Annotated in this window: 13 protein-coding genes; 6 read left to right on the top strand and 7 right to left on the bottom strand. The window is 68.2% G+C overall.

The features are described from left to right. Nucleotides 1–13: 13 nt before the first annotated feature. A complete protein-coding gene (locus CRO50_RS10455; RefSeq protein ID WP_097145831.1) occupies nucleotides 14–1033 on the top strand; it encodes an LLM class flavin-dependent oxidoreductase in 1020 nt (339 codons plus the stop codon). Nucleotides 1034–1084: 51 nt separating this feature from the next. Here the strand turns inward: CRO50_RS10455 and CRO50_RS10450 are convergent, their stop codons facing one another. Next, nucleotides 1085–1813 carry a metallophosphoesterase family protein gene (locus tag CRO50_RS10450; RefSeq protein ID WP_232617666.1) on the bottom strand — a complete coding sequence of 243 codons (729 nt, stop codon included), beginning with the start codon at nucleotides 1811–1813 and terminating at the stop codon, nucleotides 1085–1087. A gap of 192 nt (nucleotides 1814–2005) precedes the next feature. Here CRO50_RS10450 and CRO50_RS20105 point away from each other — a divergent pair, with 192 nt between their 5' ends. Next, complete coding sequence (locus CRO50_RS20105) at nucleotides 2006–2776, top strand: hypothetical protein (RefSeq protein ID WP_157791684.1); 771 nt, start codon at nucleotides 2006–2008, stop codon at nucleotides 2774–2776. Nucleotides 2777–2871: 95 nt separating this feature from the next. Here the strand turns inward: CRO50_RS20105 and CRO50_RS10440 are convergent, their stop codons facing one another. The 3 genes from CRO50_RS10440 to ftsY form a co-directional block, all read right to left on the bottom strand. Then, entirely contained in the window at nucleotides 2872–3501 is a 630-nt protein-coding gene (locus CRO50_RS10440; RefSeq protein WP_097145829.1) for an inner membrane-spanning protein YciB, read from the bottom strand. Then, the gene (locus tag CRO50_RS10435) at nucleotides 3498–4412 is read right to left on the bottom strand and encodes an EamA family transporter (RefSeq protein ID WP_097145828.1); all 915 of its coding nucleotides are present in this window, start codon (nucleotides 4410–4412) and stop codon (nucleotides 3498–3500) included. Before CRO50_RS10435 ends, CRO50_RS10440 begins: the two co-directional genes overlap by 4 nt. Before the next feature lie 277 nt (nucleotides 4413–4689). Continuing rightward, complete coding sequence (gene ftsY / locus CRO50_RS10430; RefSeq protein ID WP_097145827.1) at nucleotides 4690–5841, bottom strand: signal recognition particle-docking protein FtsY; 1152 nt, start codon at nucleotides 5839–5841, stop codon at nucleotides 4690–4692. Nucleotides 5842–6026: 185 nt separating this feature from the next. Here ftsY and CRO50_RS10425 point away from each other — a divergent pair, with 185 nt between their 5' ends. Beyond that, the gene (locus CRO50_RS10425) at nucleotides 6027–7073 is read left to right on the top strand and encodes an alkane 1-monooxygenase (RefSeq protein WP_097145826.1); all 1047 of its coding nucleotides are present in this window, start codon (nucleotides 6027–6029) and stop codon (nucleotides 7071–7073) included. Nucleotides 7074–7161: 88 nt separating this feature from the next. Beyond that, entirely contained in the window at nucleotides 7162–7590 is a 429-nt protein-coding gene (locus tag CRO50_RS10420) for a hypothetical protein (protein ID WP_416061075.1), read from the top strand. Nucleotides 7591–7609: 19 nt separating this feature from the next. Here CRO50_RS10420 and xseA read toward each other — a convergent pair whose 3' ends face one another. After that, complete coding sequence (gene xseA / locus CRO50_RS10415) at nucleotides 7610–9211, bottom strand: exodeoxyribonuclease VII large subunit (RefSeq protein ID WP_097145825.1); 1602 nt, start codon at nucleotides 9209–9211, stop codon at nucleotides 7610–7612. Nucleotides 9212–9509: 298 nt separating this feature from the next. On the opposite strand from xseA, the gene purD reads away from it, so the two are divergent. Next, nucleotides 9510–10775 carry a phosphoribosylamine--glycine ligase gene (gene purD / locus CRO50_RS10410; protein WP_097145824.1) on the top strand — a complete coding sequence of 422 codons (1266 nt, stop codon included), beginning with the start codon at nucleotides 9510–9512 and terminating at the stop codon, nucleotides 10773–10775. Nucleotides 10776–11108: 333 nt separating this feature from the next. Then, nucleotides 11109–11666 carry a hypothetical protein gene (locus CRO50_RS10405; protein WP_097145823.1) on the top strand — a complete coding sequence of 186 codons (558 nt, stop codon included), beginning with the start codon at nucleotides 11109–11111 and terminating at the stop codon, nucleotides 11664–11666. Here CRO50_RS10405 and CRO50_RS10400 read toward each other — a convergent pair. Next, a complete protein-coding gene (locus CRO50_RS10400; RefSeq protein ID WP_143516895.1) occupies nucleotides 11663–12391 on the bottom strand; it encodes an FG-GAP repeat domain-containing protein in 729 nt (242 codons plus the stop codon). The genes CRO50_RS10405 and CRO50_RS10400 overlap by 4 nt on opposite strands. Continuing rightward, a complete protein-coding gene (locus CRO50_RS10395; protein ID WP_097145822.1) occupies nucleotides 12391–12714 on the bottom strand; it encodes a 2Fe-2S iron-sulfur cluster-binding protein in 324 nt (107 codons plus the stop codon). The genes CRO50_RS10400 and CRO50_RS10395 overlap by 1 nt, the downstream gene beginning before the upstream one ends. Nucleotides 12715–12789: the final 75 nt, after the last annotated feature.

The raw sequence follows: 12789 nt of genomic DNA, 5'->3' as shown, positions 1-12789 counted from the left end.
AAGGAGAGATGTCATGAAGTCCATTGGATTCCTGTCCTTCGGCCATTGGTCCCCGCAGCGGGGCTCGGCCACCCGCACCGCCTCGGACGCCCTGTTGCAGGCCATCGACCTGTCGGTCGCGGCCGAAGAGCTGGGCCTTGATGGTGCCTATTTCCGCGTCCACCACTTCGCACGGCAACATGCCTCGCCCTTCCCGCTGCTGGCCGCCGTCGGCGCCAAGACCAGCAAGATCGAGATCGGCACCGGCGTGATCGACATGCGCTACGAGAACCCGCTCTACATGGTCGAGGATGCAGGGGCTGCCGACCTGATCTCGGAGGGGCGTCTGCAACTGGGCCTGTCGCGCGGCTCGCCCGAGCAGGTCATCGACGGCTGGCGCTACTTCGGCTACCAGCCCGGAGAGGACGAGACCGACGCCGACATGGGCCGCCGACATGCCCAGGTCTTCCTGCAGATGCTCGACGGTCATGGCTTTGCCGAGCCGAACCCCCGTCCGATGTTCCCCAACCCGCCGGGCAAGCTGCGGCTGGAGCCCCACTCCGAGGGGCTGAAGGATCGCATCTGGTGGGGGTCTGGCAGCGTCAAGACCGCCGAGTGGGCCGCGATGCTGGGCATGAACCTGCAAAGCTCGACCCTGAAGGACGACGAGACGGGCGAGCCCTTCCACGTCCAGCAGGCCGACCAGATCCGAAAGTACCGCGAAGCCTGGAAGGCCGCCGGCCATTCGCGCAAGCCGCGCGTCTCGGTCAGCCGCTCGATCTTCGCGCTGACCAATGACCAGGACCGGATGTACTTCGGCCGCGGCGGCAAGGAGGACGACTCGGTCGGCTATATCGAAAGCCAGCGGTCGATCTTCGGACGGTCCTACGCGGACGAGCCCGACCGCCTGATCGAGCAGCTGAAGAAGGACGAGGCGATCGCCGAGGCCGACACGCTGCTGCTGACGGTGCCGAACTCTCTGGGTGTCGATTACAACACCCATGTGATCGAGAGCATCCTGACCCATGTGGCCCCGGCCCTCGGCTGGCGCTAGAATTCCGCTCACGGATCAGGGGCCCTCGTCGGAAAAGACGGGGGCCCCTTGCTATGTCAGCCAGCCCGTGCCCACGGCCCGCGCCCAGTCGGGCCGCCCCGCCTCTTCCGCCATCCGCACCATGCGGCCTGCGTCATAGGGCACCGAGCGGAAGCTGACCTGCCAGCCCGCCGCCGCCCTGTCCACCAGCGCGTAAGAGGCATTGGGCGTGCCCGTCTGCATCACGTGAAAGACCGGGTGATCATCGTCATAGGCCGGACAGCCGACGCTGCCGGGGTTCAGCACCACCCGCCCGTCGCCCAGCCGGACGATCCGGGGGATATGGGTATGGGCACAGAGGATGAGCCCCTCCGTGACCAACCCGGCCTCTTGCTCGACCTCGGCCAGTGTCGCCGCACGGGGCTGACCCTGTGCGTCGAGCCGCTCCAGCCAATAGGCCAGATCGCTGGTTGGGGTGCCGTGGCACATGAAGACCCCCTCGAAAGGGCGCCGCGTGGCGGGCAGTGCGCGCAGCCAGTCCAGGGCCTCGGGCGGGAGTTGGCGGAAAGCCGCAAGGTCCGAGGGGCCCATGTCGGCGGGGTCCTGCTCGAGCAGCCAGCGGTCGTGATTGCCCCGGATCGAGACGAAATCCCGCGCCATCAGCAGCTCTGCCGTGCCCGCCGCATCCAGCGGCCCGCTGAAGTGATCGCCAAGGTTCACCGCCTGCGTGACGCCAAACCCCTGCATATCCTCGAGAACCGCCGCGAGGGCGTCGGCATTGCCATGAATGTCTGCGATCACTGCGAATGTCATGACCGCAGTCTGACCGCCGGGCCGGGGCGGCACAAGCGGTGAAAGCAGCCCAACCTTCCCCAGGGGCAGCTTGGTCAACCCGGCATTTCTCCGCCGTTCCCCGTGGGTTGGCGCCATATTCCCGCCACGTTTCCCACCCAGACACCCAAGGTGGAATTTAAACAGTAGGAGCGTTTACCGATGCGTAAAATCACCCAACTTGCCCTGACCACCGCAATGCTCGGTCTGGCCGCGCCGGTCCTGATGTCCGATATATCGGACTCCGCCGCCGCCTACGCCAAGAGCGACAACGCCAATGGCGGCAACTCCGGCGACAAGGGTAATTCCGGGGGCAACTCGGGCGGCAACGGCGGCAACTCGGGCAACAACGGCAGCGCCAACAAGGGCGGCTCGGGCGCAGACAAGCCCCTCGCCGCTTCGCTGAAGGGTCTGAACTCGCTCAAGCGCAACGCCAACGGCATCATGAACTCCTCGGACCCCAAGATGGCCTCCGTGCGCGAATATCTCGGCGCCGTGGACAGCCTTGAAGAGGCAGAAGACGCCCTGGCCGCCGCCCGTGGCGCCTATGCCGACAGCTTCGCCGAGCTGCAGAGCTCGGCCGAGACGCTCGGCCTCTCCGACACGCCCGAAACCTGGGTCGACGAGATCGCGGCCCGCAGCGCCGAGCTCGAGGCCAATCCGGTCGCCGAGGGCGAAGAGGGCTACGAAGCGTATCAGCAGGCGCTTCAGGACGTCGCCGATGCCGAGGCCGCCCTGGCCGATGCCCTGGCCGACAAATCCGTGCTGGACAGCGCCGAGGCAGGCTACACCGAGGCCAGCGCAGCGGCTTCCGACGAGGCGCTCAAGCAGGCCATCGTCGACGCGCAGAACGCCACCGGCGGTGACACGATCACCCTTGATGATGTCACCGACGAGATGATGGAATTCGCCCGCCGCGAGCTGGGTCTCTGATCCGGCAGAACCTGCGATCCAACCGATAGCAGAAAGGCCCCGGCGCTAGCGCACCGGGGCCTTTTCCTGTCCGGGCTGCCGGGCCGTCGCCGCGATCAGGCCTCGGGGGTGTCGTCGTCCTGGATGGCGTAGGTCTCGAAGAGCTTGGCCTGGGTGATGAAGAAGCCGAAGACGGCGATGGTCAGGCCGAAGGTCTTGAAAGACACCCAGGTCTCGGTGCTGAAGCCGCGCCAGATGATCTCGTTCAGCACCGCCAGGGCCAGGAAGAAGAAGCACAGACGGCGGGTCAGGATCATCCAGCCTTCCTGTTTCAGGGGCATGGCCTCTTCCATGACCAGCTGCAGCCAGCTCTGGCCGCGCAGCAGGCCAAGACCCAGGGCACCGCCGAAGAGCAGGTAGATCATCGTGGGCTTCATCTTGAAGAAGCGCTCATCGTTGAAATAGACCGAGAGGCCGCCGAAGACGACCACCAGCACCGCCGTCACCACCTGCATCTTGGAAAGCTTGCCGGTGAGCCGCCAGAGCGCGATGGTCGACGCAAGGATCACCGGGATGAAGCCCGCGGTGACCAGGATGAAGGCCTCGTATTCGCGCCCGCCGATGGTGAAGACCCGATCCTTCAGGAGCAGGTAGGCCACGAAGAACAGCAGCACGGGGCCCAGTTCCAGCGACATCTTCAGGGCAGGGGAAATCTTCTTGGGTTCGGCCACGGGGCTCTCCTTCATCGTCCACCTACCTCTACTACCACGGCGCCCACGGCAATCAACGTCATCAGCAGGATACGGCGCGGCCCGACGGTCTCTTTCAGCACGAGCCAGCCGATGAGCGCGGCGAAGACCGTCGACGTCTCGCGCAGCACCGCCGCCTCGCCCACCTTGTCGAGCCGCGTGGCCAGCATGACCGAGCCGAAAGAGCCATAGGCGACGATTGCTCCCAGCAGGCCGCCGCGCAGCCAGTTGACGGTTGTGGGCCTCTGCTCCGGCGCGAGCCCGCGCCAGCGCCAGGCCAGGATCAGCGGGAAGTCGAGGTTGGTCACCAGGAAGAACCAGGCCAGGAAGGTGAAGGGATCCGGCAGGGCGCGGATCGCATAGGCGTCATAGGTGGTATAGGCGGCGACCAGGGAGCCCGTGGCCAGCGCCAGCCCGAGCGCCGCCACCAGCGTATCCCGCGCCACGGTGATGGTGCGCAGGTTGTAGAGCGCCAGCCCGAAGATCCCCGACAACAGGATCGCCACGCCAAGCCATTGCAGCGGGGCGAAGGTCTCTCCGAAGATCACCCAGGCGCCGAGCACGGTGAACACAGGCCCGGTGCCGCGCACCACCGGGTAGACCACCGTATAGGCGCCACGGGAATAGGCCATGGCCATGCCGATCTTGTAGGCCATGTGGATCGGGATCGCGCCGGCCACCAGCGCCCATTGCAACGCCCCCTCGGGCGCAGGCACCAGGAACAGCACCACGGGCACCGCCAGCAGCACCATGAACACGTCCATGATCCCGCGCGAAGTCCAGGGATCCAGCCGCCCCTTCTGCAGGGAACCGAAAAGCGCGTGCAGGAAGGCCGCGGCCAGCGCCAGGATCAGCGCCGCCTCGTGACCGACCTGGGTCCCCTCGATGGAGGTGATCCAGTCGCTCATGCCTCCGCCTCCGTTCTCTGGAAGCGTCGTGGAATGTCGTCAGGCATGGGCGTCTCGGGTTCGGAATACGCCTCTCATTGGCGCAAGGGCTGGGCAGTTGCAAGCCGGGCGCCTTGTCGACCTGCTGCGCAGGCCGAGCCTCCGGCGGCAGTATTTAAGGCCGTCGGATAGCAACAAGAGGCTCTTACACCTATCCGACGGCTGAAAATACTGCGGGGGAGTCTGCGCAGCAGACGGGGGCAGAGCCCCCACCCCCGGCTTCCGGCCACGCGATCGCCTAGTCCGAAAGCCCGGTCAGCGCGCGGGCGAAATCCTCGGGATCGAAGGGGGCAAGGTCGTCGATCTGCTCGCCCACGCCGATGGCATGGATCGGCAGGCCGAACTTGTCGGCCAGCGCCACCAGCACCCCGCCCTTGGCGGTGCCGTCGAGCTTGGTCATCACCAGGCCCGAGACATCGGCCAGCTTGCGGAAGGTCTCGACCTGGCTCAGGGCGTTCTGGCCCGTGGTGGCATCCAGCACCAGCAGGGTGTTGTGCGGTGCCGTGGGGTCCTTCTTGCGGATCACCCGCACGATCTTCGAGAGCTCCTCCATCAGGTCCTGGCGGTTCTGCAACCGGCCTGCGGTGTCGATCATCAGAAGGTCCGCGCCCTCTTCCTCGGCCTTGACCATGGCGTCGAAGGCCAGGCTGGCGGGATCGCTGCCCTGGGCGGCCTTCAGCACCGGCACCCCGGCACGCTGGCCCCAGACCTCGAGCTGTTCGACCGCCGCCGCGCGGAAGGTGTCGCCCGCCGCGATCACCACCGACTTGCCGGCGGCGCGGAACTGCGAGGCCAGCTTGCCGATGGTCGTGGTCTTGCCAGAGCCATTGACGCCCACCACCAGCACCACCTGCGGGGTCTTCTGGAAGATCGGCAGCGGACGCGCCACGGGCTCCATCACGCGGGTGACCTCTTCGGCCAGCAGGCGCTTGATCTCTTCCACCGACAGCTTCTGCCCCATGCGCCCTGCCGCCATGTTGGCGGTGACGCGCAGCGCCGTGTCCACCCCCATGTCAGAGGCGATCAGGAGCTCTTCGAGGCTCTCCAGCATCTCGTCGTCGAGCACCCGGCGCGGCGCGCTGTCTCCCCGCCCGAAGAGGCGCGAAACAAGTCCGCCCGAACGTGCGCCCTCCTGTGTCCCCAGTTGCGCCAGGTCCGGCGCGGCGGCGGGCACCTCTTCCGAGCCGGGCGCGGGCAGATCGGCGACGGGGGCCTCGGGCGCAGCCGGGCGCTCTGGCGCGGCGGGAGTTTCCGGCGCGGCGAGACCGGCATTCTCGGAGCTCGCCCCGGCCTCGGCCCCGGCGCCCTCCTCGACGATGGCATCAAGCCCCGCTTCCAGGCGGGAAGACGACTTGAACAGACGATCCTTCAGTTTTGAAAACAGCGCCATGGGGCCTTCCTTCCTTGCTTCCACCCGAGGTAATGCCAAAGCCGCCCCGATGGAAGGCCCCGGAAGGCGCGCGGTGGCCCCTATCGCCCAGAAAGGGCTGACATTCCGCCCGAATACCGGCGCAAACTCCGCTACTCTGGCCCCGGATGACGCCGCCCTCCCCGGACCCCACAGAGGTAGACCCGATGCCCGCCTTCCTGATCGCCACCCTCGTGCCGGTCCCGCTGCTATTGCTCGCCGCGCTGGCGGGCGGAGGCTGGGGCTGGGTCGCGCTGGTCTACCTGACCGGCTTCACCGCCCTTCTGGATGCGCTTCTGCCGAAGAACTGGCAGAACCAGCCGCTGGATCAACCCTTCATCGCCGGTGCCGGGCTTCAGGTCAGCCTGGGGCTGGCGCATCTGTGGCTGGTGCTCGTCGCCATGCGTTTCCTCGGCGGCCCCGGCGGCGCCGAAACCTGGTCCGAGGTGCTGCCCGCCGCGCTGGCCTTCGGGGTCTACTTCGGCCAGGTCTCGCACCCCGACGCGCACGAGCTGATCCACCGCCCAAGCCGCGACCTGCGCCGCCTGGGCCGGATGATCTATGCCACCATGCTCTTCGGCCACCACGCCAGCGCCCATCCGAAGATCCACCACGTCTGGGTCGCCTCGCCTCAGGACCCGAACACCGCCCGGCTGGGCGAAGGGTTCTGGCGCTACCTGCCGCGCGCCTGGCGCGGCTCCTTCCTTCAGGGCTTCCGGGTGGAAAGCCAGGACCTGAAGCGCGCCGGCCGCACCTGGCTGCGCCATCCCTACCTGGGCTACCTGCTGACGGCGGCGCTCTGCCTGGGCCTTGCGGCGGCGTTCGGCGGGCTTTCCGGGTTGGCGATCTACGTGGGCATCTGCGCCTTCGCCCAGGTGCAGATCCTGCTGTCGGACTATGTACAGCACTACGGGCTGCAACGCGAGGAACTGGCCCATGGCAAGCTGGCACCCGTCGGCCCGCAGCATTCGTGGAATGCCCCCCATGCGGCCAGCCAGGCCATGATGCTCAACGCACCGCGCCACTCGGACCACCACCTGCATCCGGGCCGGATCTACCCCGGCCTGCAACTTGATGCGGGCCGCATGCCCATGCTGCCGCGCTCGCTGCCGGTAATGGCGACGGTGGCGCTCTTTCCCGGCTGGTGGCGGCGGGTCATGGACCCCCGCGTCCGCGCGCAGCAGGCCTCGCCGCCCGGCACGGCCCGCCAATGAGGCAGCCCGAAGGCACGCCCCCGCGCAATCCCGTGATCCCTCGCAAACGGGGTTTCACCGCAGCCCCCCTCTCTGACAAGATGAGCCCATGAAATCTCTCGCCGCCCATCCCCTCGCCCCCCTGTCGCTTGCCGCCCTGATGCTGGCCCTGCCCCTCTCCGCCTCGGCCCAACAGGTGCCGGACGCCATGACGGCGCAGGAGTTCGATGCCTATTCCCAAGGCAAGACCTTCTACTACGGCGCCCAGGGCGAGCCCTATGGGGCCGAGGAATACCTGCCCGACCGCCGCGTGCGCTGGTCCTTCCTGGACGGCAACTGCCAGGAGGGGCACTGGTACGAAGAGGCGGGCCACATCTGCTTTGTCTACGAGGACATGCCGGATCCGCAGTGCTGGAGCTTCGTCGAGGGCAGCTCCGGCCTCACCGCCTACTTCCAGGGCGGCAGCCAGACGGTGCTCTACGAGATGCAGACCAGCCCCGAGCCGATGATCTGTCACGGCCCCGAGGTGGGCGTCTGATCTTCCGAAAGCCGGTTGCCTAGAAGAGCGAACCCTGCTCGGGCGGGGTTTCTCCCGTTTTCGCGGGCTTGCGCGGCTTGCTCTCGGGCTTCTGGGCGGTCTTGGGTTCGGCCCCGGTCGCAGGCTGCGGGCCCGCGCCCTCGCCCAGGTCCAGCACCCCGTCGGCAAATTCGATCCTGAGCGCCCCGGCCCCGGCAGCCGCCTCGCGCGAGCGCAGGATCTGGCCTTCGCCATCCTGCACCAGCGCATAGCCGCGCCGCAGGGTGGCCTTGTAGCCCAGGGTTTCGCGCATCCGTTCCGAGGCCTCCAGCCGGTCGCGCCTGCGGCGGATGTCGGCCTCTCCGGCGCGCGCGAACCGCGCCAGTAGCTCGGCCAGGTCGGCCTTCTGGCGGGCCAGGTCGCGGGTGATGGGACGCGGGCTCAGCCGTTCGGCGCGGTAGCCGAGCGCCTCGCGCTTGGCCGACACCGCGCGGTCCAGCGCCGGGCGCAGCCGCGTCGAGAGCGCCTCCATCCGGCGGCGTTCCTCGGCCAGCCGCCCGCGCAGCAGCGCGGGACGCAGCGCGCCCTTCTCCGACAGGGTGACACGGCGGCGTTGCGCCAGGCTGCGCAGGGCACCGGGCAGCCGTTCAGAGAGATAATCCAGCCGCTGCCGCGGTCCCTCGGTCAGCGCCTCGGCCCGCGGCAGGGCACGCGAGAGATCGCGCAGCCAGCGGTTGCGCGCCTCCAGCGACTGGGTCTGGGCACGGGTCAGGCGGGCCCCCTGTTCGGCCACCCAGGCCAGGAGCTCGCCGCGCACCGGCACGGCCAGCTCGGCCGCGGCAGTCGGGGTCGGCGCGCGCCGGTCCGAGACGAAGTCGATCAGCGTGGTGTCAGTCTCGTGCCCCACCGCAGAGATCAGGGGGATCTCGCTGGCGGCGGCGGCACGGGCCACGATCTCTTCGTTAAAGCCCCAGAGGTCCTCGAGGCTGCCCCCGCCCCGGGCGACGATGATCAGATCCGGGCGCGGCATGGCCCCGCCGGGGCTGAGCGCGTTGAAGCCCGCGATCCCCCGCGCCACCTCGGGGGCGCAGTTCTTGCCCTGCACCGCCACCGGCCAGAGCAGCACCTTGCGCGGGAAACGGTCCCTCAGCCTGTGCAGGATATCGCGGATCACCGCGCCGGAGGGCGAGGTCACCACACCGATCACCTCGGGCAGGAAGGGCAGCGGCTTCTTGCGCGAGGCCTCGAAGAGCCCCTCGGCGGCCAGCATCTGCTTGCGCTTCTCCAGCATCGCCATGAGCGCACCCATGCCGGCAGGCGCCAGGTCCTCGATCACCAGCTGATATTTCGACTGGCCGGGGAAGGTAGTCAGCCGTCCGGTGGCCACGACCTCAAGCCCCTCCTCGGGGCGGGTCTCCAGCCGGCTGGCCACGCCCTTCCAGATGACACCCGAGATGACGGAGCGGTCATCCTTCAGGTCCATGTAGACATGGCCCGAGCGCGGGAAGCTCACCCGCCCGATCTCGCCACGGATGCGGACATGGGCAAACTCGCCCTCGATCACGCGCTTCACCGCGCCCGAAATCTCGGAAACCGTGAACTCCGGCGCATTGCCGGCTGCGTCGTCCTCGAACATGTCCATGAAACTGCCCCTTGTTTCGGATCAGTTTAACGCTGCCGCCTGAGGGTTGAAAGACCCGGCCTCTGCGCGAGGGGCAGATGTCGGACGCCTCCGGCGGGAGTATTTTCAGCCTGGTGATGAAACAAGGCGCTCTTCTACCCATCACCAGGCTGAAAGTACTCCGGGGGAGTCTCCGCAGGAGACGGGGGCAGAGCCCCCCCCTGCTTCCAGTCGCCATCCGGCGACGGGCCCCTCCCCTCGCCGCTTGCCCCAGGGCCGGGCGAAGGCTAAACCCCGCCCAAAGCTTCGGAGGCGATCCATGAACATTCTCATCCTCGGCGGCGGTGGCCGTGAACATGCGCTGGCCTGGGCCGTTCTGCAGAACCCCAAGTGCGACAAGCTCATTGTCGCGCCGGGCAATGCCGGGATCGCCATGATCGCCGAATGCGCCGACATCGACATTCTCGACGGCGGCGTGGTGGCCGAGTTCGCCGAGGCACATGCCATCGACTTCGTGATCATAGGCCCCGAGGCGCCCCTGGCCGCCGGGGTCGCCGACCGCCTGCGCGAGGCGGGCCTGCTGGTCTTCGGCCCCAGCCAGGAAGCCGCCCGGCTCGAAGCCTCGAAAAGCTTCACCAAGGAAATCTGCGACGCCGCAGGTGCGCCGACCGCCGCCTATGCCCGCTTCACCGAGGCCGCCCCGGCCAAGGACTATATCCGCGCCCAGGGCGCGCCCATCGTGGTCAAGGCCGACGGCCTGGCGGCCGGCAAGGGCGTCATCGTGGCGATGACGGAGGCCGAGGCGCTCGAGGCCATCGACGACATGTTCGGCGGCGAGTTCGGGGCCGCCGGGGCCGAGGTGGTGATCGAGGAATTCATGGAGGGCGAAGAGGCCTCCTTCTTCGTGCTCTGCGATGGCGAGACCGCCCTGCCGATCGGCACCGCCCAGGACCACAAGCGCGTCGGCGAGGGCGACGAGGGCCCCAACACCGGCGGCATGGGCGCTTATTCCCCCGCCCCGGTGCTGACCGACGCCATCGCCGAACGCGCCATGGAAGAGATCATCCGCCCGACGCTCTCTGAGATGGCCAAGCGCGGCACCCCCTACGAGGGCGTGCTCTACGCGGGCTTCATGATCAAGGACGGCCAGGCGCGGCTGGTCGAATACAACTGCCGCTTCGGCGACCCCGAATGCCAGGTTCTGATGATGCGCCTCGGGGGCCAGGCGCTGGACCTGATGCAGGCCGCCGCCGAGCACCGCCTGGCCGAGGCACGCGTCAACTGGGCCGAGGATCACGCCATGACCGTGGTCATGGCCGCCGAGGGCTACCCCGGCAGCTACCAGAAGGGCACCGAGATCAAGGGCCTCGACGCCCTGCCCGAAAGCGCCTCGCAGATGTGCTTCCACGCCGGCACCAAGGCCGACCAGGGCCGAATCCTTGCCAATGGCGGGCGGGTGCTGAACCTGACCGCGCGTGGCGAGAGCCTTGGTCAGGCCCGCGACCTGGCCTATGCCATGGCCGATGCGGTCGATTGGCCCGAGGGCTTCCTGCGGCGCGATATCGGCTGGCGCATCCTGGGCTGAGGCGGCGCTCGCCTCATGGGTGTTTCCATGAGGCGCCCCGCCAAGCCCTTACCTTGGGTCACTTTTTACCGGGGCGCCTCCCCCTCGGACCAGCCAACCCCTGTCTTTTAAGGGTGGACGGCGGGTTTCGCCCCGCCGAACCAGGTGACGCTATTTGGTGTCACTCTTTGTCGCAGCTCACTTGGGTGCAGCCATGAGCGCTTGCGCGGTTCAACCATTCGCGTACTCTCCGGCGCCATGAATTCCCATGCTGCGCCCCGCCAGGATCAAAGCTTCACCTTCCGCCCGGCAAAGCTGAGGCGGCCCCAGACGTGGACCTTCAAGGCGGACCGGTTGACCGGCCCCGGTGGCACCGTGGCCCTGCCCAGTGTGCAGCGTGCGACGCTGATGCAGATGCGCTCCGGCTCGACCCGGATGATGCGCTTCGACCTGGAGACCGCGAACCAGATCGCCCGCATCCAGATTTCCTCGACGGCGCGCCGCCTGGACACCGACCCGGACCTTGCGGAATACCTCAGGCTGCTGTCGATGGTCTCGAACCGGCTGGGCCATGTGCGCCCCGGCATGACCTACCACATGGAAGACACCCGCCGCGCCCGGCTGGCCCTCTTCCTGATCGGCGCCGCCCTCGTGCTGGTCGGGGTGCTGCTCCTGCCGCTGGTGGCCTATGCCTCCATCGACGAACAGGTCAGCCACTACGCGATGCTGCCGGCACTCATCGTGATGATCGTTGCCGGCGCCCTCGTCTCGTGCCGGTTCTGGCCCTTCCGCAAGCCCGAGGTATTCCCCATCGCCACCCTGCCCTTCGTGCTCTGGACCATGGGCGGTCCCCGCCCCGAGGGCCTGCCGGACGGTCAGATCGCCACCGAGCAGCTTGTCGGCCTCCGCTAGGAGCCGCAGACCAGCGCCGCATCCAGGCTCTCGGGCCCGGTGTAAGGCCCCAGCACGCGGCGCGACACCCGGCCCCCGGTGGTGAGCCGCAGCGCCAGCACCTCTGTCCATTCCGCATCGGCCAGGATCATCTCCGGCCCGTCACAGTCGCGCAGCCCGCCGGGGATGCGGCTCCAGCCGATCCGGTGGTTGGTGACGCCCTCGGCACGGGCGATCTCGGTGAGCTGCCCGTCCTCGTAGCGCCAGATGCGCAGGATCCTGGCCAGGTGGGGCCTGTCGACAAAGGCCAGTTCGGTCCGCCCGTCACCATCGAGGTCCGCAGCCCCGAGAGGGGCCAGCCAGCGGAAGGCGCGGCCGATGGCGGGGGTTGCGGTGATACGGCCCTCGGGCCCCCAGATGGCCAGGCGGGCGCCCCGGGCGGTGTGACTCTCGACCACGATCACCTCGGGCGCGCCGTCGCCGTCGAGATCGGCCAGACGGGGGGCCGCGTCTTCGAAAACCAGCTCCTTCGGCAGGCGGAAGAGACGGCGGCCACCGCTTGCCAGGGAGATCTCGAGCGCGCCGTATTCGATCTTGTCGCCCAACACACCATGGGCATAGCGGGTGGTGGGCTCGGCGTAGCTGGCGGCGCGGATCTGATCGGCACGGGCGGTGCCCGGACCGACCCCGGCCAACAGAAGCCCCGCCAGCGCCAGGCAAAGGACCATGGCGCGGCGGCGGCTCATCAGATCTGGCGCTCGGGCATCTTGACGACCAGGCCGTCCAGCTCTTCGGTGACCTTGATCTGGCAGGTCAGGCGCGAGCGGGCGGGGTCGGGTTCATAGGCGAAGTCCAGCATGTCCTCTTCCATGTCGTCCTTGGGGGGCAGCTTCTCGGCCCACTCGGGGGCGACATAGACATGGCAGGTGGAGCAGGCGCAGGCACCGCCGCAATCGGCCTCGATGCCGGGGATGCCGTTGTCGCGGGCCCCTTCCATGACGGTCAGACCGGGTTTCACATCGACGACATGCTCGGTGCCATCATGTTCAATATAGGTGATCTTGGCCATCTGCCGGGTCCTTCTTGCTTGGGGTCGTGCGGTACTGCTGCCTTGGGCTTCATGCCTACCTAGCGGCGCCGGGGG

Origin of the sequence: Pseudooceanicola antarcticus (genome assembly GCF_900215355.1) — a bacterium.
Classification (GTDB): domain Bacteria; phylum Pseudomonadota; class Alphaproteobacteria; order Rhodobacterales; family Rhodobacteraceae; genus Pseudooceanicola; species Pseudooceanicola antarcticus.
This window is presented reverse-complemented; position numbering and strand designations above follow the sequence as displayed.

Excerpts from the sequence above, each read along its gene's own strand:
- CRO50_RS10400 (WP_143516895.1), bottom strand. The coding sequence starts at position 12,391 with ATGAGCCGCCGCCGCGCCATGGTCCTTTGCCTGGCGCTGGCGGGGCTT.
- xseA (WP_097145825.1), bottom strand. The coding sequence starts at position 9,211 with ATGGACATGTTCGAGGACGACGCAGCCGGCAATGCGCCGGAGTTCACG.
- CRO50_RS10420 (WP_416061075.1), top strand. The coding sequence starts at position 7,162 with ATGAAATCTCTCGCCGCCCATCCCCTCGCCCCCCTGTCGCTTGCCGCC.
- CRO50_RS10425 (WP_097145826.1), top strand. The coding sequence starts at position 6,027 with ATGCCCGCCTTCCTGATCGCCACCCTCGTGCCGGTCCCGCTGCTATTG.
- CRO50_RS20105 (WP_157791684.1), top strand. The coding sequence starts at position 2,006 with ATGCGTAAAATCACCCAACTTGCCCTGACCACCGCAATGCTCGGTCTG.
- ftsY (WP_097145827.1), bottom strand. The coding sequence starts at position 5,841 with ATGGCGCTGTTTTCAAAACTGAAGGATCGTCTGTTCAAGTCGTCTTCC.
- purD (WP_097145824.1), top strand. The coding sequence starts at position 9,510 with ATGAACATTCTCATCCTCGGCGGCGGTGGCCGTGAACATGCGCTGGCC.
- CRO50_RS10435 (WP_097145828.1), bottom strand. The coding sequence starts at position 4,412 with ATGAGCGACTGGATCACCTCCATCGAGGGGACCCAGGTCGGTCACGAG.
- CRO50_RS10395 (WP_097145822.1), bottom strand. The coding sequence starts at position 12,714 with ATGGCCAAGATCACCTATATTGAACATGATGGCACCGAGCATGTCGTC.
- CRO50_RS10440 (WP_097145829.1), bottom strand. The coding sequence starts at position 3,501 with ATGAAGGAGAGCCCCGTGGCCGAACCCAAGAAGATTTCCCCTGCCCTG.
- CRO50_RS10455 (WP_097145831.1), top strand. The coding sequence starts at position 14 with ATGAAGTCCATTGGATTCCTGTCCTTCGGCCATTGGTCCCCGCAGCGG.